The organism is Candidatus Pantoea carbekii (assembly GCF_000971765.1).
GTDB lineage: Bacteria > Pseudomonadota > Gammaproteobacteria > Enterobacterales > Enterobacteriaceae > Pantoea_A > Pantoea_A carbekii.
This window is the reverse complement of sequence record NZ_CP010907.1, coordinates 410,558-433,885: the sequence shown is the minus strand read 5'-3', so window position 1 is coordinate 433,885 and position 23,328 is coordinate 410,558. Positions and strand designations below refer to the sequence as shown.

Sequence of the window (23,328 nt, the reverse complement as noted above, 5' to 3'; positions counted from 1 at the left end):
AGTATTATAATTAATTATCTCACACCCTTCGCACTATAAAAATTGATATAAGTCATTTATGGAAATTCGAAAAGCACTTTTACTTACAAGAAGCTTTGATTAAAAATCAAAAAATTATGATGTATTTATATAAAATTTTCAGAATAGTTTTACAATATAAGCATCAATTTTCATATTAATATTTGAACTTTCGCTAATTACGTTGATTGGCGTTGTTAATATAAATGAAATTTATATTAACAACGCTATTTTTACGGTATGCAGTTTATCTCAAACGGCATCATGTGAATTTCGACTTATTAAAATACAGTCTTTCAATACCTTGTTTATGAAGTTATAAAATAATTACGAGAATATAATATTCTTTTGAAAGAAATCTCATACATGTAACTTGAATGAGTTACATGTAATTATAAAAAACATAAGTTACTTTAAATCGTCAACCATTTGAATAGCATAACCTAAATAGTTGCTTGGTTCGATCTGTTTTAGATGTATTTTTACTTTTTCAGGCAAATCTAAACTATCGATAAAAGCTCGTATATTAGCAGGATGAATATTTTTCCCATATGTCAAATCTTTGAGTTTTTCATATGGTTTTTCTATACCGTAACGACGCATAACAGTTTGGAGTGGTTCTGCTAATACTTGCCAATTACTATTCAATTCATTTAATAAGAAGTTTCGATTTAATTCTAATTTGGCGATTCCTTTTAATGTTGCTTGATAGGCAATTAAGGCATAACCAATACCCACTCCAAGATTACGTAATACAGTTGAATCACTGAGATCACGTTGCCATCGCGAAACTGGCAATTTATTAGCCATATGTTGCATTAGTGCATTTGCTAAACCCAAATTGCCTTCGGAATTTTCGAAATCAATAGGATTTATTTTATGCGGCATTGTAGAAGATCCAATCTCTCCAGCAGTAGTTTTTTGTTTAAAATAATTCAGTGCAATATAACCCCAAATATCACGGTTAAAATCAAGTAATATAGTATTAAAACGCGTAATGCAATTAAATAATTCAGCAATGTAATCATGCGGTTCAATCTGTGTAGTATAAGGATTCCATTTGATTCCAAGTGAGTTAACGAATTCTTTACTAAGCTGATGCCAATTCACTTCTGGATAGGCCGTTATATGAGCATTATAATTACCAACAGCACCGTTGATTTTTCCTAGTATTTCGATATTTTCTAACTGACGAAGCTGGCGTTCCATTCGGTAAGCTACATTTGCCATTTCTTTGCCCATTGTAGAGGGTGTAGCTGGTTGTCCATGAGTTCGCGTTAGGATAGCAGTATCTCGGTATCGTTGCGCTAAATTTTTTACCGAAGAAATAATTTTAACCCAATATGGTACGATTTGGTTATGTCGTGCTGTTGCTAACATTAGCGCATATGATAGGTTATTAATATCTTCAGAAGTACATGCAAAATGAATAAATTCCGAGATATTCTTTAATACAGGACAATGACTTATTTTTTTCTTCAAAAAATACTCGACTGCTTTAACATCATGATTTGTTGTATGTTCAATACTTTTAATACTCGCAGCGTCTTCTTCGTTGAAATTGAGAATAATAGAATTAAGAAAAGTTATCGTGCTAATATCAAATGCAGGAATTTCTTTAATTTTTGACGTAGAAGCCAATTTTTGTAGCCAGCAAATTTCAACTTTAACCCGAAATTTTAGTAAAGCATATTCACTAAAAATTGCACGTAAAGGAGCAATTTGATTGCTGTATCGACCATCAATAGGTGACAGAGCGGTTAAGGAAGATAGTTGCATCAATTATATATCCTAATAGGATTATATCGTTATAAAGATATACCATACCATGTCTAATATACTATTAGATAAAATATTTATTCCTTAATAAACTTTAAAGGTGCAATGTTTAGTATGCAATTATACAATTTTTAACAATAACTTATTGTTTATTAATTTTAATTTTTTAATAAAGGTAGGCGTTTTTCGATAATGCCACCACCCAAACAAACTTCATTAAGGTAAAAAACAGCAGATTGTCCTGGTGTAACCGCTGCAATAGGATTATCAAAATGCACTGTAATACTATCTTTTAATAGCATAATTTTACATGGAATATCAGTCTGACGGTATCGTGTTTTTATTGTGCAACATTGAGGTATTTTAATAAATTCACGATTCATCCAATGAATTTTTCGTGCAATGAGACCTATTGACATTAGGCCAGGATGATTGATGCCTTGTGCTACAATGAGACAATTTTTTTTTAAATTTTTATCAACCACATACCACGGATACTGATTGCTTTCTCTTTTTCCTCCAATACCTAATCCCTTACGTTGACCTAACGTATAAAACATTAGGCCTTGATGTTCACCGACGATTTTTCCATTAACGTCTTCAATAATACCTGGTTGAATAGGAAAATACAAAGCAAGAAATTTACGGAATTTTCTTTTACCAATAAAACAAATGCCGGTAGAATCTTTTTTCTTTGCAGTGACCAAATTAAGATTCTCAGCAATCTTACGCACTTCTGTTTTTGTAAATTCACCGATGGGGAAAAGACTTTGTGCAATTTGCTCATAACTTAAAGTATAAAGAAAATAACTTTGATCTTTATTATCATCGCGTCCACGTAGCAAAAATTTTTTACCATTTATATCCCGACGGCGCACATGATGACCTGTAGCAATCAGATCTGCACTAAGATCATGCCTAGCAAATTCAAGAAAATGTTTAAATTTGATTTCTTTATTACATAAAATGTCTGGATTTGGTGTACGACCTGCTTTATGTTCTTCAAGAAAATATTTAAAAACATTATCCCAATATTCGGCCGAAAAATTAATTTTATGCAGCTTTATAGCAAGTTGATCACATACTTGTTGTGCATCTTCTAAGTCTCGGGCGGAAGTACAATATGCATCATTGTCTTCTTCCTCCCAATTTTTCATAAATAACCCTTCAACTTGATAACCCTGCTCTTGCATAAGCCAAGCTGCAACTGAAGAATCAACTCCACCGGACATGGCCACAATGACTTTTTTTTTGCTGCCGTTGTCTTGCATAATCTGCTCTCAATTAGATTCATAAAAACTATATTAACTACTATCTAAAGTGACAAAAGATTTTCTTAAAAGAGATTAGCGACTACAACTGCTTATAAATAATCGTAATACGATTAGATTATTTTAGCAGAAAATTCAGTTTCTCATTTCAGTCTAACTATAGAAAAGTGTTATCACTAACAATATATTTTGTATTACAAAACGTATTATTATAGATAATTAAGATATCATATCTATATATGAGTTTTTGTTAAATAATATAAAAATTTTTTGATGAAAATTAATTATTTGATAAATAAAAATTTTTATAATTAGATTAGAGAAATATTATACTAGATATATAATGTATTAATAAGCTAAAATAATTAAAAACCTAATTCCCATTAGTAAAAATTTAGTTACATAAATAAACTATTTCTATATTGTAACAATTTTCGTATAACTATGTATATTCATTTTATTATGCATAGTATTATTTGATTTTATAAGCACATAAAAATGGAATTTAATTACATTAATAATGCTAAATTATTTATCCTAACTAGGATAAACTTTAATTATAGAATATCGCATTAAATACAATATAAAAATATTTCTATATCTAATGACAAACTTTATATTTTAAATTTTTAAAAAATTATTCTATTTTTTTAGAACAATCAATAGATAAAAAATTTTATATAATATTAACCTCTACTTATTAAAAATTTTATTTTGTCGAAAATTAATTAGGGTAAAACATAAATGATAATAAGCAAAGTATGCGTTCCGTCAAAAGGTCAAAAAATAACCTTTAATAAAAAAAAATTGAATATCCCTGATTATCCTATAATTCCTTATATTGAAGGAGATGGTATAGGCATTGATATTTCGCCAGTAATGCTAAGAGTAGTTGATGCTGCTGTTAAAAAGGCTTATGGAAAAGAAAGAAAAATTCATTGGATGGAAATTTACGTTGGCGAAAAATCAGTAAAACTTTATGGAAAAGATGTATGGCTTCCTCAAGAAACTCTTAATTTAATCGAAGAGTATTGTATAGCCATTAAAGGTCCATTAACTACTCCTGTTGCAAGTGGCATTCGTTCTTTGAATGTTGCTCTACGCCAAAAGTTAGATTTGTATGTGTGTTTACGACCTATTCGTTATTATAAAGGTGCACCTAGTCCAGTTAAACGTCCAGAAAATATTGATATGGTAATTTTTCGCGAAAACTCTGAAGATATCTATGCAGGTATTGAGTGGAAAGCGGGATCTATTCAAGCCAACAAAGTAATTGAATTTTTGCAAAAAGATATGGCTGTTAACAACATTCGTTTCCCTCAGCAATGTGGAGTGGGCATTAAAACATGTTCTGAAGAAGGTAGTAAACGCTTGGTTCGCGATGCTGTCGAGTATATCATCACTCACAATCGCACCTCACTTACTCTAGTGCATAAAGGTAATATTATGAAATTTACCGAAGGTTCATTCAGAGATTGGGGTTATCAATTGATACAAGATGAATTTCATAGTACATTAATTAATAATGGACCATGGATGAGTTTTATAAATCCAAATACTGGAAAAAAAATTATTGTTAAAGATGTAATTGCAGATGCTTTTTTACAACAAATTTTATTATATCCAGCAGAATATGATGTAATAGCCTGTATGAATCTAAACGGAGATTATATTTCAGATGCTTTGGCGGCGCAAGTTGGTGGTATTGGAATTTCACCAGGTGCAAACATAGGTAAAAAATGTGCATTATTCGAAGCTACACATGGTAGTGCACCCAGATATGCCGGTCAGGATAAAGTGAATCCAAGTTCTTTAATTCTATCGGCTGAAATGATGTTACGCTATATGAAATGGAATGAAGCTGCTGATTTAATTATAAAAGGAATGGAAGCCAGTATTGCTAATCAAACTGTTACGTACGATCTTAAACGTTTTATGAACGGAGCTCTCTTGCTATCATGTTCTAAATTCGGTGAGGTGATTATTTCAAACATGTAATTTTAGTGTTTACTATATCTTAAAACGTATTGAGAGTAGATATTTTAACTATATAATTTAGTTTATATATATAACGTGATACGAAATATATATCATTATTTTATTTGATTGTGTATTGCTTTCTATTTCATTTTTAAATATTTTTCAATCTATTTCAGCATTGTTAATAACTAAATTATACGACTGAATTGTAGGTTATCAGATAAACCTTTCTGTACAATAAAATTTTATCATTCAATATGATACTATTTATTCAATTAATTTGAAGTTATAAGCAAACAAGATTAAAAACCGAGTTGTTTTAAACTCGGTTTTACAAAAAAATTTTATTTTACGAAGTTAAGTACGGGCGTATTAGAAATAGCATAAGCATTATTACAAGTTTGATTTTTCTTGCAATATTTATCCAGTAACATTAATGTAACACCATTGGTCCATCCGAATCCATCTTGTAGTGGATATTCGCCACCACCACCACCACCTAGATCATAACCTTCTACTATATATTTTTCAACTAATTTGTGTTTTTGATCGTAAGTTTTTTGTACATTTTGCAAAAATCGTTTTCCAATTTGATCAGCCAGTTTAGATTGTTTATAGTGTTCAAGACCTTGAACTGCTATCCATTGTAATGGAGCCCAACCATTCGGAGAATCCCATTGCTGTCCACTATTTACAGTGGTAGTTACTAGTCCACCGGATTTTAATAGCTTCTTCTCTACTATTAATGCCGTGCGTTTTGCCTTTGTATAGTCAGTAAGTTTCACATAGAGTGGAAACAGGGCAGCAGCAGTGAGCTGATTGTGAATTTTTTGTTTTTTCCAATTGTAATCACAATAGCAACCTTTTTTTTCATTCCATAAATAGTGATTAATGGCGGCTTGACGGTTTTTAGAAAACTGAATAAATTTTGCTGCTTTTTTCTTTTGTTTCGATAAAATCGATGCCTTAGCAATTGTTTTTTCTAAGTGAAATAGCAGACTATTTAAATCGACAGGCACTAATTTTGTTGTTTGAATTGATGCTAAATTATATTCATCGGCAAACCAACGTGAACTAAAATCCCATCCTGAAGCAGCAGCAGCCCGCAAATCACGGTATATTGTTCGCTTATTTCTCAAAGGTGCTTGTTTTGCAGTGTTAACATCATCAAGCCACGATTCAGTCCGTGGTACATCACGATCATCCCAATAGCGATTTAGTAATGTACCGTCTATCAGCTTAATGACACGTTTGTAAGATTGACCTGCAACTACTTTATCACTTCCTTGCATCCAATAATTATATTCTTTTTCTAACTGTGGCAAATATTTACGGTAAATATCATCACCTTTATATGTCGCTAATAGATCTACCATTAAGCTAAAAAAGGGTGGTTGAGATCTGCTAAGATAGTAATTGCGATTCCCGTTGGGAATGCAACCGTATTTATTAAGCTCATAAGCAAAATTATCTATCATGTTCTGTACGTGATTCCAGTTATTGCTTTCTGCAAGACCAAGCATTGTAAAATAGCTATCCCAATAATAAATTTCACGAAAACGACCACCAGGGACTATATAGGACTTTGGAAGTGATAGTAATGAATCATATTGATTAGTTCTTCGAGCGTTACGTGTTAGTATAGGCCAAAGACTATTAATATGCTCGCGCAAACTGTTTCGTACAGGTAATTTACTGTACATTTTATATTCTTTGGGTATAACAAAATTATTTTCGATAAATTTTTTTAAATCAAAGTCATGTTGAGTTTTTTGTATGTTCCATTCAGCTAAAATTGATAAAGGGTCATATTTTGGTATTGCATCAGCAAAAGTTTTTTGATCAGAATAAAAATTGGATTTTTGTACTTCCTTAAATAAAGCGCCTAACTGTATATCTAATGGCTGTTCTGTTACAGCAAGACTACAATTATTAGTTTGAGAATATACACAAGGAAAGAAAGAACTTAGAGAAACAATAGCACTTAAAAAACAGAAAGCAAAATTCTTTACAATACATTTGAAGTTTTTCATCATGATTAATGTTGTCCTTAAAGTCTGAAGAACTCTATTATTAGATCCTTTGACAACTAGAAGTAACCATACCTGTTTATTTTTTATGATGTTAAAAATTAGATAATTAACATTTTATAAAAAAATGTTAATTTTTAGATTTTATTTGAAAAAATTAATTAAATATTCTACCACTGTATAAATTGTAATTTTATATTTAATAGAATATTTTTTCTAAAAACTAATTCAAACAATTCTTCTATATTAAAGTGTTTATCATAATCTATGATATCTATCATATGTACTTTAGTAAAAGAATTTTAAAAATTATCAAATCAACTATGTATTTAACTGTAAAATGCGTGTCTTTTTAATTAAAGACAAGTAAAATATCTTACTTCGCAATTCAACTAGTTAAAATTTTTTAATATCTTCAAGATTTACAATAGATTTATATAAAATCCTTACGCGTTTATAGTTACACTGCCTTTATTAATGAATCAACTAAAGTTATTTACATCAATTTCTTGTCTTTTAAGACAAGAATAATAAATTGTAACATTCTGAATATTAAACCTAGCTAATTATTTTTACTGAATATTGAATGAAAGTTTCTTCTCATTATTATTTTTTTAAAAAACTACACAGATTATAATAATATAGAATAAGAAAAAATTTAACTAACATTAATTGTTGATTTATATTATTCTATAATTATTAGTTTAAATTTATTTAAAAAATTTTAAATAAAAATAAAAATTTATTTTTTCCAAAATTCATCAAATACTGTGATTGGTAAATGACGCTTATGTTCACTGTTCAAATACCAATTTTCAATAAGATTACTAGCTAATCTATCAATTATATGACCTTCTAAATAATCATCAATTTGTTCGTAAGTAACCTTTAAGATAGCTTCATCATTTAATGCCGGTCGTTCATCTTCTAGATCGGCTGTAGGATTTTTCATATAAAGTCGTTCAGGACAACCAAGTGTTTTTAATAATTTTTTACCTTGTCTTTTGTTTAGACGAAAAATAGGATTAATATCGCTACCGCCATCACCGTATTTAGTATAAAATCCCGTTACTGCTTCAGCAGCATGATCTGTACCCACAACTAATCCTTTGGTCATACCTGCTATGCTATATTGCACTTTCATACGTTCTCGTGCTTTTTCGTTGCCTCTTATAAGATCTGATAGAATAATACCAGCATTTTTAAGGGAACGCTCACTTGTTAGTACAGCATCTTTAATATTTACCACTATTATGCGGTCAGGTTGAATAAATGATAGAGCTTCTTGACAATCTTGCTCATCTGTTTGTACACCATATGGCAATCGCACTGCAATAAATGAATATTCTTTTCGGTTAGTTTCTTTTCGTAATTCGCGTATTGCTATCTGTGATAATATGCCTGTAAGAGTAGAATCTTGGCCACCGCTAATTCCCAGCACTAAGGTTTGTAACAGTGTATTAACTTTTAAATAAGACTTTAAGAAATTTATGCTGATACGAATTTCTTCATAAGGATTAATAAAAGGTTTTACACCTAGTACTTGAATAATTTTTTTTTGTATTGACATCAATTTTCCTTAATACTTAATTAATTTCACTACATTAATTTTTAAAACATCTATAATAAATTCATATGGTAATCATAAAAAAATCAAGTAGTTTTTTAATAAGTATTATTAGGTATATCAAAAAAATTTTTTTGTAAAAATGAAAATTCAAAGTATATTTATGAAATTTAAACTATAAAACATTTTGAATTAAAAATCTATTGTTAGTATTAATATCTTGATATCAACGGATAAGATAAACTTTTGTATTTCTGTATGATATGTGTTATTACTAACAGTAAATGTATTGAGTCGATGAGATTAAACTTAAATTAATTATTTTTATTAATAATAGTAGTGATTCAAGAAAAGTTTACTATTTTAGACTAATTAAAAATGCACTATTGAATAAACATATTTCTTTAATCTAAAATGAAATATAATGCATGCTATTAAATACTTTTAAAAAAGGTAAGATTAGCAATCATGAATTTAATTTAAGATAAATATCTTTAAAAAAAGATCCACTCAATATAATGCAAGATTTCATAATTTAATATATGATATAAATATAAAATAGATGGCTATATTTTTACTAATATTGTATATAATAACTGACTGCAATTCTAAGGATAAAAAATGCCACTAATTACTCTTCCTGATGGCAGCCAGCGTATTTTTGAATGTTCTGTTAGTGTAATGGATATTGCTTTAAATATCAGTCCTCACTTAGCCAAAATTTGTATTGCTGGATGTGTAAATAATAAATTGGTAGATACAGTTGATCTGATTACTGAAGATGCTTGTGTTAAAATTATTACTGAAACAGATGAAATAGGTCTAGAAATTATCCGACATTCTTGTGGACATCTACTGGGTCGAGCAGTTAAACAGCTTTGGCCAAATGCACAAATGATGATCAATAACGCACTTGACAATGGATTTTATTATGATATTGATTTGAAATATAAATTTACATTTGAAGATCTTCTTAAAATAGAAAATCGCATGCATGAATTGGTAAAAAATGGTTATGACATTGTAAAGAAAAAAGTAACTTGGCAGGAAGCATATAATTTATTTACATCACGTAGAGAAAAATACAAAATACATCTTCTTGATGAAAAAATAAAACGTGATAATTTTGTTACATTACATTGTCAGAAAGAATATATTGATATATGTTCTCGCCCTCATATTCCTAATATAAAGTTTTGCCGTTATTTTAAATTACAGACAGTTTCTGATATTTTTAACGATAGTAATAATAAAACATTACAGCGTATTTATGGTGTTATATGGACAAGCAAAAAACAATTAGATGACTATTTACAACATGTTGAAGAAGTAGCAAACAGAGATCATCGTAAAATCAGTCGACAACTTGATTTATATCATATGCAGGAAGAAGCACCAGGTATGGTGTTTTGGCATCATAACGGATGGATTATTTTTCGTGAATTGGAATCTTTCGTCCGTTCAAAATTACAGGAGTATGAATACCAAGAAGTTAGGACTCCATGTATGATGGATCGTCATTTATGGGAAACTACAGGTCATTGGGAAAACTATCATGATGCAATGTTTATTACTTCTTCCGATAATCGTGAATATTGTATAAAACCTATGAATTGTCCTGCACATGTTCAGATTTTTAGCCAAGGATTGAAATCTTACCGTGATTTACCATTGCGTATAGCAGAATTCGGTACTTGTCATCGTAATGAACCATCAGGTTCATTACATGGTCTAATGCGTTTACGTAGCTTTACTCAAGATGATGCGCATATTTTTTGCATGTCCTACCAAATATGCGAAGAAGTAAAAAGCTGTATCAGTATGGCTTATGATATATACAGCACTTTTGGATTTAAAAAAATTACAGTTAAGCTATCGACTCGTCCAATAAAGCGCATAGGTTCAGAAGAAATTTGGGATAATGCAGAAGCAGATTTAGCTAAAGCACTACAAGATAATGGTATTGCATTTGAATATCAAAAAGAAGAAGGAGCATTCTATGGTCCAAAAATTGAATTTATTCTGTATGATTGCCTTAATCGATCGTGGCAATGTGGTACAATTCAATTAGATTTTTCTATAACTAAATGTTTAAATGCTACTTATATAAATCAAAAAAATGAACGTCAAACACCAGTGATGATTCATCGTGCGCTGTTAGGTTCTATAGAACGTTTTATTGGAATAGTTATTGAAGAATTTGCTGGTTTGTTGCCAACTTGGCTTGCTCCAGTACAAGTTGTTGTGATGAATATTACTTGTCATCAAATAGAATACGTTAATGAATTGACAAAAAAATTGCAAAATTTAAACATTCGCGTTAAAACTGACTTGAGAAATGAAAAAATAGGATTAAAAATTCGTGAACATACATTGCGTCACGTTCCTTATATGTTGATTTGCGGACAAAAAGAATTAAAAGTAGGTAAAATTACTGTACGTACTTACCGCGGTAAAAATATTCATAATATGGATATTGAATTATTTATTAAGAAATTACAAAAGGAAATCCGCGGTCGACATTTTTATCAGTGGGAGGAATAAGGTATTAAAGGCGTAAAACGAGTACAACTAGCACGTCCTAATCGCATTAACGGTGAAATCCGTGCTGCTGAAGTACGTTTAACTAATATTGATGGTGAACAGATAGGAATTGTTTTGTTGGCTGAAGCTATTCAAAAAGCGGAAGAGGCTGGTGTAGATTTAGTAGAAATTAGTCCAAATGCTGAACCACCAGTTTGCCGAATTATGGATTATGGCAAGTTCCTTTATGAGAAAAATAAATCTTCCAGGGAACAAAAGAAAAAACAAAAACTTATCCAAGTAAAAGAAATTAAATTCCGTCCTGGTACTGACGAAAGTGACTATCAAGTGAAGCTGCGTAGTTTGATCCGTTTTTTAGAGGAAGGCGATAAAACTAAAATTACATTGCGCTTCCGTGGTCGTGAAATGGTCCATCAACAGATAGGAATAGAACTGCTTCATCGTGTAAAAAGAGATTTAAATGAATTTGCAATAGTAGAATCTTTTCCTACAAAAATTGAAGGACGTCAGATGATTATGGTGCTTGCACCAAAGAAGAAACAATGAAATTTCAAGGTGAAATAATGTGTAGAAGTATTTCTATTTTTACATTTCAAGAAGCTGTATATTATAAATATAGGATAAATAAATTAATTAAAACGTAAAGGAAGTGGATATTTTAAAATATGCCAAAGATTAAGACTATACGTGGTGCTGCTAAACGTTTTAAGAAAATCGCTTCTAAGAAATTTAAACGCAAGCATGCAAACCTACGTCATATTTTGACTAAAAAAACGACTAAACGAAAACGTCATCTACATACGAAAGGTATAGTATCTAAAAGTGATCGTGATTTTGTTATTGCCTGCTTACCATATGCAAATTAGATTTTTATAGATCTCTGTTTAAATATTTATTTAAAAAAATTTAACAGATTAAAAATCTGTATCGAAATATGAGTACTATAAAATAATATGATAGTAGGAGAGAAGTTTACATGGTTCGCATAAAACGTGGTGTAATTGCTCGTGCACGTCACAAAAAAATCTTAAAACGAGCTAAAGGTTATTATGGCGCACGTTCACGTGTATACCGGGTTGCCATCCAAGCTGTTATTAAAGCTGGGCAATATGCTTACCGCGATCGCCGTCAACGGAAACGTCAGTTCCGTCAGCTATGGATCACACGTATCAATGCTGCCGCGCGGCAAAATGGTATGTCTTATGGCAATTTTATTAATGCGTTAAAAAAACTGTCTATTGAAATCGATCGAAAAATTTTAGCTGACATTGCTGTATTTGATAAAGTTGCGTTTACTGCGTTAATTGAAAAGGCAAAATCAGTTCTAAACTAATTTAATTAAATAATTAAGGAAGAATGGTTTCTTTTTTATTATCTATAAAGATATCTTACAAGGAAAATTTCTATTTTAATAGTTTTATATTTTAACTATGATAGTTTCTATGCAACATGAGGTTATTCAAGTATATGTATTGCTCTTTTCATTTCTTTTTTATTTTAAAATGAATTTATTAAGGTTTTTATGCGTAAGAAAAAAGAAATCTGAATCGCGCTACTAAAGCCTCCATGAAGGGGGCTTTTTTATTTTTTTTAACATATTTTAATAAAATAATTTAGTTGCTATATAAAGCAGAGGAAACGAGCAGATTATGTCGCAAATCGCATCCCTGGTAACACGTGCTATCAATGCTATTGACCAGGCATCAGATATTAAAACATTGGAGGTTTTGCATGCCGATTTTTTAGGTAAAAAAGGGTATTTTACATTACAAATAAGAGCATTACATAAATTAACACCTAAAGAACGTCCTGTTGTTGGTTTATTAATAAATAAAGCTAAAAAACAGGTACAAGATTATATCATTACACGTAAACATATTCTAAAGAATATAGAACTTAATAAACGTCTTGCTGTGGAAAAAATCGATGTTTCTTTACCAGGTCGACGTATTGAAAGTGCTAATTTGCATCCAGTAACCCGTACAATCGATCGTATCGAATTCTTTTTTTGTCAATTAGGTTTTACAGTCGTTACTGGTCCAGAAATTGAGGATGATTATCATAATTTCAATGCGTTAAATATTCCCAGTCATCATTCAGTACGAAACGAACATGACACTTTTTGGCTAGATTCAAATCGTTTATTACGTACGCAAACCTCTAGTGTCCAGATTCGTAGTTTGAAAGATCAGAAGCCGCCGATTCGCATTATTGCACCAGGTCGTGTATATCGCCATGATTATGATTCAATGCATACGCCTATGTTCCATCAGATGGAAGGTTTAATAGTTGATAAAGATATCAATTTTACTAACCTAAAAGGAACACTAAACAATTTTATTACTATTTTTTTTGAAAACAATCTTCAAGTACGGTTTCGTGCTTCTTACTTTCCGTTTACTGAGCCTTCTGCTGAAATAGATATAATGGATAAAAACGGTAAATGGATAGAAGTATTAGGGTGTGGGATGATTCATCCACGAGTGTTGTACAATGTTGGTATCGATTCAAAAGTTTATTCTGGTTTTGCATTTGGCATGGGTATAGAACGCCTTAGCATGTTACGCTATGGAGTAAGTGATTTACGTTCTTTTTTTGAAAATGACTTGCGTTTTTTAAAACAATTTATCTAAATAGAGCAGTTTTGCGATGAAATTCAGTGAATTTTGGTTACGCGAATGGGTTAACCTAGACTTAGATGGTACTGCTTTAGCAGAGCAACTTACTATGGCCGGTTTAGAAGTTAATAATATTACTCCAGTGACAGAGGTATATAGCGGAGTAATAGTTGGTGAAATTGTTGAATGTATTCGGTATTCTAATGATCTTCATTTAAAAATAACCAAAATTGATATTGGTAAAAAGCATTTATTAGATATACTCTGCAGTGCTAAAAATTGTCGTCAAGGATTAAAAGTTGCAGTAGCAACTGTTGGTGCGTTATTACCAAGGAATTTTAAAGTTCAAGTTACCCAGCTGTATGGTCAGCGTTCGGAAGGAAGATTATGTTCATCCTGTGAATTGGGAATTTTCAATAATCACACAGGTACAGATATTATTGAATTACCAGTGCATGCTGTTATAGGAACTGATATTTGCCAATACGTTCAAATAGATGATCATATAATTGATATTAATATTATGCCAAATCGTTCAGACTGTTTGAGTATCATTGGTATGGCTCGTGATTTAGCAGCATTAAATAGTTTGAAATTGATAACACCAAAAATTAAGACTGTAGAACCTACTATTGATGATATTTTTCCAATTAATGTTAATGAAAAAACCGCATGCCCAAGATATGTTAGTAGAATCATAAAAGATATAGATATTCAATCTGTTACGCCAGTTTGGATGTATGAAAAACTGCGTCGTTGTGGTTTTCGTTCCGTCAATCCAGTAGTAGATATCACCAACTATGTTATGCTAGAACTCGGTCAACCGATGCATGCTTTTGACCTCGATCAATTACATGATCCTATTACAGTACGAATGGCTAAAGAACAGGAAACAATCAAGTTGCTTCATGATGATGAACTGAAACTGAATAACGATACATTAGTAATTGCTGATGAATATCAAATATTAGCAATAGCAGGTATTTTAGGCAGTGAACATTCGTCCATAAAGCAAGAGACTCAGAATGTTCTTTTAGAATGTGCATTTTTCAATCCAATGGTAATTCATGGTCGTGCACGTCGTTATGGTTTATGTACTGATGCATCATACCGCTATGAGCGCGGAGTAGATCCTGCGTTACAACCTAAGGCGATGGAACGAGCAACTCAGCTATTATTAGATATTTGCGGGGGAAAAGTTGGTCCGTTAGTAGATTATATTGAATATAGTGAACTGCCAAAATGCGCTACAATTATGTTATATCGAAAAACGCTAAATCGTCTTATCGGACATCTAATTTTCGATGATACAATAACGCAAATTTTAACTTATCTTGGTTGTAAAGTCTATATAATAGGAAGTGACTGGAAAGTTATAGTGCCAAGTTGGCGTTTCGATATAGCGATTGAAGAAGATTTAATAGAGGAAATAGTACGTATTTATGGCTACAACAATATTCCAGATGTGCCTATCAAAACCAACTTAGTGATGATACAGAATCGGGAAGCCGATTTATCACTAAAACGTGTTAAAGACTTGTTAGTAGATAAAGGTTATCAAGAAGCCATTACTTATAGTTTTGTTGATCCCAAAATACAGCAATTACTGCATCCAAATCAAAAAGCATTAATTTTACCAAATCCAATTTCTAGTGATATGTCAGCTATGCGTTTATCACTATGGACTGGTTTATTAGGTGTTGTGGCATACAATAATAAACGTCAGCAACAACGAGTGTGTTTATTTGAAAGTGGATTACGTTTTGTACCCGATATACATGCTGATCTTGGCGTTAGCCAGGATCTTATGCTGGCGGCTGTATTCAGTGGTACTCGCTGTGGAGAACATTGGGATATGGACTATAAAATTGCCGATTTTTATGACTTAAAAGGTGATTTAGAATCAATGTTAGATTTAACTGGTAAATTACGAGATATTTCTTTCCGTGCACAAATACATCCTGCACTACATCCTGGACAGAGTGCAGCCATTTATTTACATAAAGAGTGTATAGGATTTATTGGAGCTATTCACCCAAATTTAGAAGATAAGCTAGAACTCAATAGACCAACTTTAGTGTTTGAATTATTTTGGAGTAAGATAGCAGATCGTAGGTTACCTAATATATTTGAAATTTCACGCTTTCCTTCAAATCGTCGTGATATTTCTATCGTTGTGTCTGAAAACGTACCCGCAGAAGATGTTATTATGGAATGTAAGAAAACTTTAGGAAATCAACTGATTGGAATAAATTTGTTTGATGTATATCGCGGTAAAGGTATAGAAAAAGGCAAAAAAAGCCTCGCGATTAGTTTAATTTTACAAAATATCAATAAGACACTAAAAGAAAAGGAAATTGCCGCAAATGTCAATAAATGTATTGCGGTATTAAAAGAACGACTCCAGGCAACCTTGAGGGATTAAACTTATGGCGCTTACTAAAGCTGAAATGTCAGAGTACCTGTTTGAAAAACTCGGGTTGAGCAAACGCGATGCCAAAGAGTTGGTAGAACTTTTTTTTGAAGAGGTTCGCCGCGCATTGGAAAACGGAGAACAAGTAAAATTGTCTGGATTTGGTAATTTTGAATTACGTGATAAAAACCAACGTCCAGGTCGTAATCCAAAGACAGGAGAAGATATTCCAATAACTGCTCGCCGGGTGGTAACATTCCGACCAGGGCAAAAATTGAAAAGTCGCGTTGATAATAAACCATCTAATAAAAAAGCTAATTAATTTTAAAAGGTCGCCTAGCGACCTTTTTATTATTTTATATAAGCAAGTTTACTAATAGGTTTTACTAATATAGTAAAATAATTGTTAATTATCAGTTAAAGTTTCAATAGTTGTATCTATATCTTCATTAGGTGCAGATACCTCATGTATCCATACTGATAGTAGCCTATAAGAAACAGCCAATACTACTGGTCCAATAAATAATCCTATCATACCAAATTCAACTAAACCACCAATAACGCCAGAAAGAATTAAGATGGTTGGTAAATCAGCTCCCATTCGAATTAATATAGGTCGTAATATGTTATCCAACATCCCTACTATACAGCTCCATATCATTAATACTGTACCCCAAGTTGTATCACCAATCCAGTATAACCATATAATGGCCGGGATTAACATAACAAGCGGGCCTAATTGCACTAAACAAGTTAGTATCATCAATACAGTTAACAAAGTAGAATACGGAATGCCGGAGATAGCTAAACCAATGCCTCCTAAAATACCTTGCACTAATGCCGTTACAACTACACCTAGGGCTACAGCACGAATTGCTTGGCTAGCTAGCAATACAGTCGCATCAGCCCGATTTCCACCCATACGATACGCAAAATGGCGAATTCCGTATCCGACATGTTCTCCCCGCCAATAAAGTAGTACACTGAATAGTAGCATTAGCGCAAGATGTATCATAAATCTGCTAAAATTCCCGGCTTGTGCAAAGAAAAATCTAGTTGTACGTCCTAAATAAGGTTGCAAATGTTGTATTATTGCTATACTACCGCCATTAAGCAGTCTATGATAACTGAAATGAAGTTTTTGTCCAATCATTGGAATATCACTAAGCCAATTCAGTTGCGGTAAAGATAGATGCCCCTGGCTAATCCAGTTAATTACTAGTGTACTGTTATCAATCAAGCTATTTACTAGAACAGCAATTGGAATAATAAACAAAAGCAATAATAGAATCGTCATTACTATTATCGCTAATAAGCGTCTACCCCACAAGAGATATTGTAAGCGAATCATAAGTGGCCATGTAGCAATTACAACCATACTAGCCCATGTAAAACCAAGTATAAATGGCTTCACCACCCAGAAACAGGCAATTACCATAATTAATATAAACATTATAGAAAATAATAGTTGCGGTAAATCCATAGAGCGTTGTAAACTTTTCATAAAATCAGTTTAACCTCAGTAAGAAATCTTTCGTAATTAAGCAAATTCATTTGCTTAATTAAAGATTATTTACTTCTAATTATTAAAAATGAAATATAAATCATAGAATGAGTTACTGATTTCTTGAAAAACTATCTGGGATATAAAAAATATGATAGATTGGCTATTTTAAAATAATCAAAAAATTTAATATTTTCGGTTGCTTAGCTATGATCCCAAGAATTTCTCATATACCAAACATTGTTAAAATAGCGATAACATTTCTACAATTGTTAAAAAAAAAAGGATTCAGTGGTGATATCAGTATAGGTTATGCTGATCGCCTGGCACTTTCTACTGATAATAGTATCTATCAACTGTTGCCTGATGCAATATTATTCCCTCGTTCAACTGCTGATATAGTACTAGTGGCAAAATTAGCAAATGATTCAAAATTTTCTAGCTTAGTTTTTACCGCACGAGGCGGAGGAACTGGCACTAATGGTCAATCACTAAATCGAGGTATTATTATTGATACCTCACGTTATATGAATCATATATTAAAAATTAATGTAGAAGAACGTTGGGTACGTGTTGAAACAGGAGTTGTTAAAGATCAACTTAATATATGGCTTAAACCCTATGGACTATTTTTTTGTCCTGAACTTTCTACAAGTAATCGAGCTACGTTAGGTGGTATGATCAATACAGATGCTTCTGGACAGGGATCGCTTATATATGGAAAAACTTCAGATCATGTTAAAGCGCTCCAAATAGTATTATTAAGCGGCCATATTATGGAGACGTATGCTATGCCTTCCATATTGGCCGAAAAAATAGGAAGTATACCGAATGATGAAGGGCGAATTTATCAACAAGTTTTAAAAATTTGTCGTTCAAATCGCACATTAATTCTCAAAAATTTTCCTAAATTGAAACGGTTTCTTACTGGTTACGATTTAGAACATGTATTCAGTAATGATATGCAAACATTTGACATGACACGTCTTTTATGCGGTTCAGAAGGAACTTTAGCATTTATTACTGAAGCAAAACTGAATATTATACCTATTCCCAGAGTACGTCGTTTAGTAAATATTAAATATAATTGTTTTGATTCTGCATTGCGAAATACGTCATTAATATTAAGTACTAAAGCTTCATCGATAGAAACTATTGATTCAAAAATACTTAGTTTAGCAAGTGCAGATATTTGCTGGTATTCGCTAAAAAATATCATTCAGCAAGTATGTGATAAAGACATGTCAGCATTGAATATAGTTGAATTTACTGGTAATAATGCTAAAAAAATTGAAAAAAAAGTTAATACATTATGTAATCATTTAGACAAATTAATAGCAATACAACAACATGGAATTATTGCTTATCAGTTATGTAATGACACAAACATTATTGAACATATCTACAATATGCGTAAAAAAGCAGTTGGTTTATTAGGAAATATTCAAGGAGATAGTAAACCCATTCCATTTGTAGAAGATACCGTCGTTCCGCCGGAGCGGTTAGCTGATTATATCGCTGATTTTCGTAAACTACTTGATACTTACGGTTTGAATTATGGAATGTTTGGTCATGTAGATGTTGGTGTTTTGCATGTGCGTCCTGAGCTCGACATATGCGATCCTACACAAGAACAGTTAGTCAAAAAAATCTCTGATGAAGTTGTAAAACTTACTTCTAATTATGGTGGATTATTATGGGGAGAACACGGTAAAGGATTTCGTTCTCAATACAGTCCAATATTTTTTGGAGCAACATTATTTAAAGAATTACGTCGCATAAAATCAGCCTTTGATCCTTATAACCGTATGAATCCGGGTAAAATTTGCACTCCATTAGGCAATAACAAAGCGATAATACAGGTAGATGCAGAAAAGCGCGGTACCTACGATCGTCAGATTCCGATTTTTATTCGTAATGAATGGCATAAAATCTTAGAATGCAATGGTAACGGTCTATGTTTCAATCTCGATGTACATACTATAATGTGTCCTTCAATGAAAATTACTCGAAATCGTGTTTTATCCCCTAAAGGGCGTGCAACTCTAATCAGAGAGTGGTTACGTTTATTATCGAATAAAAACATAAATCTTAGTAAATTAGAAAAACATTTTGATAAGAAATCGATTAAATTATTGATTTTCATTAAAAAAATGAGAAATTCATTATTTGCAAGTTTAGGTCAATATGATTTTTCACACGAAATAAAAGAGGCCATGTTTAGCTGTCTTGCGTGCAAAGCTTGCTCTACTCAGTGTCCAGTGAAAATTGATATATCTAATTTTCGTTCACGTTTTTTACAACTTTATTACATGCGTTACTTACGACCAATTAGTGATTATTTAGTAGCAAACTTAGAATATTATATACCTATAGTCGCTAATGTTCCGAGATTGTTTAATTTTTTTCTAAATAGATCATTGGTACGTAATGTAAGCCAACGATATATTGGTATGGTAGATCTTCCTATCTTATCGTATCCAACCTTAAAACAGCAATTACGTAATCATAAAAACATATTTTTAACATTAAAACAAATACAATCAATACAAAAAACTCAGTATAATTCATATATTTTAATAGTACAGGATGTTTTTACGAGTTACTATGAAGCTTCATTAGTATATGATTTTATTATTTTAATCCAAAAACTTGGATATCGTGCTGTAATTTTGCCGTTCTTGGCTAATGGAAAAACGGAGCACGTTAAAGGGTTTCTAAAGCGTTTTATGGATACCGCTAAAAACACTGCTGAATTTTTAAATTCTATAGCTGAGCTCGATATAGCTATGGTAGGAATAGACCCTGCTATGGTCTTATGTTATCGTGATGAATATCATAGTATATTAAAAAGTAATCGCGGAAATTTTAATGTATTGATGGTAGATGAATGGTTATCTCAGATAATTAACAGAGATAGGGATACGACAAAACATCGCATAAAAAAAACTTGGTATCTTTTTTCCCATTGTACTGAAAGTGCAATATCACCTGATTCTTCAATGCGTTGGAAGAACATTTTTGCTTATTTTGGATTAAAGCTTGAGAGTGTTAACATTGGTTGCTGTGGTATGGCAGGTACCTATGGTCATGAAAAAAAAAATTTAAAGAATTCTTTAGGAATTTATGAATTATCATGGTCCTCTAAATTGCAAGACCTTCCTATCGAATACTGTTTAGCAACTGGATTCTCATGTCGTAATCAAATAAAAAGGATTCATGGAAAAATAATTCATCATCCAATTCAAGTTCTTGTAAATTTAATGAAATAAGTCTAATATATTAGACTAATAAATATTGATTGTTTATATGTATTATTAAAATACATATAAATATCATGCTCAATGTATACGTAATATATATTATCTTTAATAATAATGGAAATGTTATCAAAATTTCTGTAATATTTTACTATTTCTCTACTTTTTTATGGTTAGCTATAATAAATTGTCAGGCTTTTTTAAGTTTATATGTACGTTATATTTTATTAAAAAGTAAAATATAATAAATAAAAAATTTTGGATTATTGATTAATATTTAAATTATAAAAAATAATTTCAAATTAATATAAAATAAATATTTTTTATTAAACATTAATTTTTAAAATTTTAAAAAACATATTTTGGAACTACTATATTAATATGATTTAACATCATTTATATAAATAGATAACCTAAAGATTTGAATAAAGGAGCTAGCATGATGTCATTAAAAAATACAACTTCTTTTTCATCTAAGGATTTTCTTTGGAAAGGCGTGACTATTACTGAATCAGCTGCAAAACAAATTTTACACTTAGTAAAACAGAATTCAAACATTCAAGGATTAAAAATTAGTGTTAAAAAATCAGGCTGTGCTGGATTTTCATATGTGATTAATTTAATAAAAAAACCTAATGACAGTGATTTAGAATTCATTCAATTCGGTGCAAAATTTTTTGTATCGCTCAATGCAATGCCTTTTATTGATGGTACAACAATAGATTACGTTCGTGAAGGTTTAAATCAAATTTTTAAATTTAATAATCCTAAAGTTCAAAATACATGTGGGTGCGGTGAAAGTTTCAGTATTTAGTGTCAATTCAGTAAAATTGCATCTATAACATAATAAAATAATTGATGGTATAAAAATGTGGGACAACAATGCAAACTATAAAGAAGGCTTCTTTACTAAGTTGCAAACAGATGAATTAGCATATGGTATTAACGAAGATATAATAAATACCATCTCGTATAAACGTAACGAACCGAATTGGATGCTGCAATTTCGTTTGAAAGCTTTTCAAGCTTGGAAAAAAATGGAAGAACCACACTGGTTAAAAGCGCATTACAAAAAATTAGATTATCAATCTTATAGCTATTATTCTGCTCCTTCTTGTAATAGTTGTAATAACAATTATACAGACAAATCTGCTACTGTACAGTCATCTAATAATATATTAAGTAATGAGTATCTTACTGAGGAAGTAGAAAAAACCTTCGAACAATTGGGCATACCTGTACATGAAGATAAAGAGATAGCAGTCGATGCAATTTTTGATTCTGTCTCGGTAGCTACTACTTATCAACGTAAGCTAGCAGAGCAGGGCATTATTTTTTGCTCCTTTAGTGAAGCGATTCAAAAATATCCACAACTAATTCAAAAATATCTTGGTAGTGTAGTTCCTTATAATGATAATTTTTTTGCTGCATTGAATGCTGCTGTTGCTTCTGATGGTACAGTAGTATATATCCCTAAAGGTGTGCGTTGTCCTATGGACTTATCGACTTATTTTCGAATAAATTCAGCAAGAACAGGACAATTTGAACGCACTATTCTTATAGCTGATGAAGATAGTTATGTTAGTTACATCGAAGGTTGTTCTGCACCTGTCCGTGATACTTATCAATTACATGCTGCGGTAGTAGAAGTGATTATTAAAAAAAATGCTCAGGTAAAATATTCTACTGTACAGAATTGGTTTCCTGGTACTAAAGGAAAAGGAGGTATCTTTAATTTTGTAACTAAACGTGCACTATGTGAAGGTGAATATAGTAGAATGTCTTGGACACAATCGGAAACTGGTTCAGCAATAACTTGGAAGTATCCGAGCTGTGTTTTAAAAGGCGATTATTCTATTGGAGAATTTTATTCAGTTGCATTAACAAACGGATACCAACAGGCAGACACTGGTACTAAAATGATTCACATTGGTAAAAATACTCGTTCAACTATTATATCGAAAGGTATTTCTGCAGGTAAGAGTCAGAATACTTACCGCGGTTTAGTCAAGGTAATGCCAAGCGCAACTAATGCACGTAACTTTACACAGTGTGATTCTATGTTGATTGGTACAAACTGTGGCGCACATACATTCCCTCATGTAGAGATACGCAATAACACTACTCAATTAGAACACGAAGCAACTACATCTCGTATCAGCGAAGACCAACTCTTCTACTGTTTACAGCGAGGTTTTAGAGAAGAAGATGCTATCTCTATAATTATTAATGGTTTTTGTAAAAATGTTTTCTCTGAACTACCTCTAGAATTTGCTGTAGAAGCACAAAAATTATTAGCTATTAGTCTTGAGCATAGTGTAGGCTAGTATTAAGTATGTACTGG

Annotated in this window: 16 protein-coding genes; 11 read left to right on the top strand and 5 right to left on the bottom strand. The window is 31.3% G+C overall.

Annotated features, from left to right (window positions below; translation table 11 throughout):
• Window positions 1–426: 426 nt before the first annotated feature.
• Window positions 427–1,797, bottom strand: coding sequence for an adenylosuccinate lyase (purB, locus tag BMSBPS_RS01495; protein WP_046201110.1), 1,371 nt, complete (start codon window positions 1,795–1,797; stop codon window positions 427–429).
• A gap of 158 nt (window positions 1,798–1,955) precedes the next feature.
• Window positions 1,956–3,068, bottom strand: a complete 1,113-nt coding sequence (gene mnmA / locus BMSBPS_RS01490) for a tRNA 2-thiouridine(34) synthase MnmA (protein WP_046201109.1) — start codon at window positions 3,066–3,068, stop codon at window positions 1,956–1,958.
• Between the two features lie 747 nt (window positions 3,069–3,815).
• Between mnmA and icd the strand changes: the two genes are divergently transcribed.
• A complete protein-coding gene (icd, locus tag BMSBPS_RS01485; protein WP_044170114.1) occupies window positions 3,816–5,066 on the top strand; it encodes an NADP-dependent isocitrate dehydrogenase in 1,251 nt (416 codons plus the stop codon).
• 326 nt (window positions 5,067–5,392) lie between these two features.
• Here icd and treA read toward each other — a convergent pair whose 3' ends face one another.
• Complete coding sequence (gene treA / locus BMSBPS_RS01480; protein ID WP_046201108.1) at window positions 5,393–7,084, bottom strand: alpha,alpha-trehalase TreA; 1,692 nt, start codon at window positions 7,082–7,084, stop codon at window positions 5,393–5,395.
• Window positions 7,085–7,820: 736 nt separating this feature from the next.
• On the bottom strand, window positions 7,821–8,648 hold the full coding sequence (gene nadE / locus BMSBPS_RS01475) for an ammonia-dependent NAD(+) synthetase (RefSeq protein ID WP_022564656.1): 828 nt from the start codon (window positions 8,646–8,648) through the stop codon (window positions 7,821–7,823).
• 618 nt (window positions 8,649–9,266) lie between these two features.
• Here nadE and thrS point away from each other — a divergent pair.
• From thrS to ihfA, 7 genes are all read left to right on the top strand, one after another.
• Window positions 9,267–11,189, top strand: a complete 1,923-nt coding sequence (gene thrS, locus BMSBPS_RS01470; protein WP_046201107.1) for a threonine--tRNA ligase — start codon at window positions 9,267–9,269, stop codon at window positions 11,187–11,189.
• 3 nt (window positions 11,190–11,192) lie between these two features.
• Window positions 11,193–11,735 (top strand): translation initiation factor IF-3, encoded by a 543-nt coding sequence (gene infC, locus BMSBPS_RS01465; RefSeq protein WP_071880131.1) that lies wholly within the window; start codon window positions 11,193–11,195, stop codon window positions 11,733–11,735.
• 119 nt (window positions 11,736–11,854) lie between these two features.
• Complete coding sequence (gene rpmI, locus BMSBPS_RS01460) at window positions 11,855–12,055, top strand: 50S ribosomal protein L35 (RefSeq protein ID WP_022564653.1); 201 nt, start codon at window positions 11,855–11,857, stop codon at window positions 12,053–12,055.
• 110 nt (window positions 12,056–12,165) lie between these two features.
• Window positions 12,166–12,522, top strand: a complete 357-nt coding sequence (gene rplT, locus BMSBPS_RS01455) for a 50S ribosomal protein L20 (RefSeq protein WP_022564652.1) — start codon at window positions 12,166–12,168, stop codon at window positions 12,520–12,522.
• Window positions 12,523–12,838: 316 nt separating this feature from the next.
• The gene (gene pheS, locus BMSBPS_RS01450; RefSeq protein ID WP_022564651.1) at window positions 12,839–13,822 is read left to right on the top strand and encodes a phenylalanine--tRNA ligase subunit alpha; all 984 of its coding nucleotides are present in this window, start codon (window positions 12,839–12,841) and stop codon (window positions 13,820–13,822) included.
• Window positions 13,823–13,838: 16 nt separating this feature from the next.
• Window positions 13,839–16,232, top strand: a complete 2,394-nt coding sequence (gene pheT, locus BMSBPS_RS01445; protein ID WP_022564650.1) for a phenylalanine--tRNA ligase subunit beta — start codon at window positions 13,839–13,841, stop codon at window positions 16,230–16,232.
• 4 nt (window positions 16,233–16,236) lie between these two features.
• On the top strand, window positions 16,237–16,542 hold the full coding sequence (gene ihfA, locus BMSBPS_RS01440; RefSeq protein ID WP_022564649.1) for an integration host factor subunit alpha: 306 nt from the start codon (window positions 16,237–16,239) through the stop codon (window positions 16,540–16,542).
• Window positions 16,543–16,626: 84 nt separating this feature from the next.
• Here ihfA and ydiK read toward each other — a convergent pair whose 3' ends face one another.
• Window positions 16,627–17,724 carry an AI-2E family transporter YdiK gene (ydiK, locus tag BMSBPS_RS01435; protein WP_022564648.1) on the bottom strand — a complete coding sequence of 366 codons (1,098 nt, stop codon included), beginning with the start codon at window positions 17,722–17,724 and terminating at the stop codon, window positions 16,627–16,629.
• A gap of 209 nt (window positions 17,725–17,933) precedes the next feature.
• On the opposite strand from ydiK, the gene ydiJ reads away from it, so the two are divergent.
• The 3 genes from ydiJ (at window position 17,934) to sufB (ending at window position 23,311) form a co-directional block, all read left to right on the top strand.
• On the top strand, window positions 17,934–20,996 hold the full coding sequence (gene ydiJ / locus BMSBPS_RS01430) for a D-2-hydroxyglutarate dehydrogenase YdiJ (RefSeq protein WP_046201106.1): 3,063 nt from the start codon (window positions 17,934–17,936) through the stop codon (window positions 20,994–20,996).
• Between the two features lie 430 nt (window positions 20,997–21,426).
• The gene (sufA, locus tag BMSBPS_RS01425; protein WP_022564646.1) at window positions 21,427–21,798 is read left to right on the top strand and encodes a Fe-S cluster assembly scaffold SufA; all 372 of its coding nucleotides are present in this window, start codon (window positions 21,427–21,429) and stop codon (window positions 21,796–21,798) included.
• A 55-nt stretch (window positions 21,799–21,853) separates the two neighbouring features.
• A complete protein-coding gene (gene sufB, locus BMSBPS_RS01420) occupies window positions 21,854–23,311 on the top strand; it encodes a Fe-S cluster assembly protein SufB (protein WP_022564645.1) in 1,458 nt (485 codons plus the stop codon).
• Window positions 23,312–23,328: the final 17 nt, after the last annotated feature.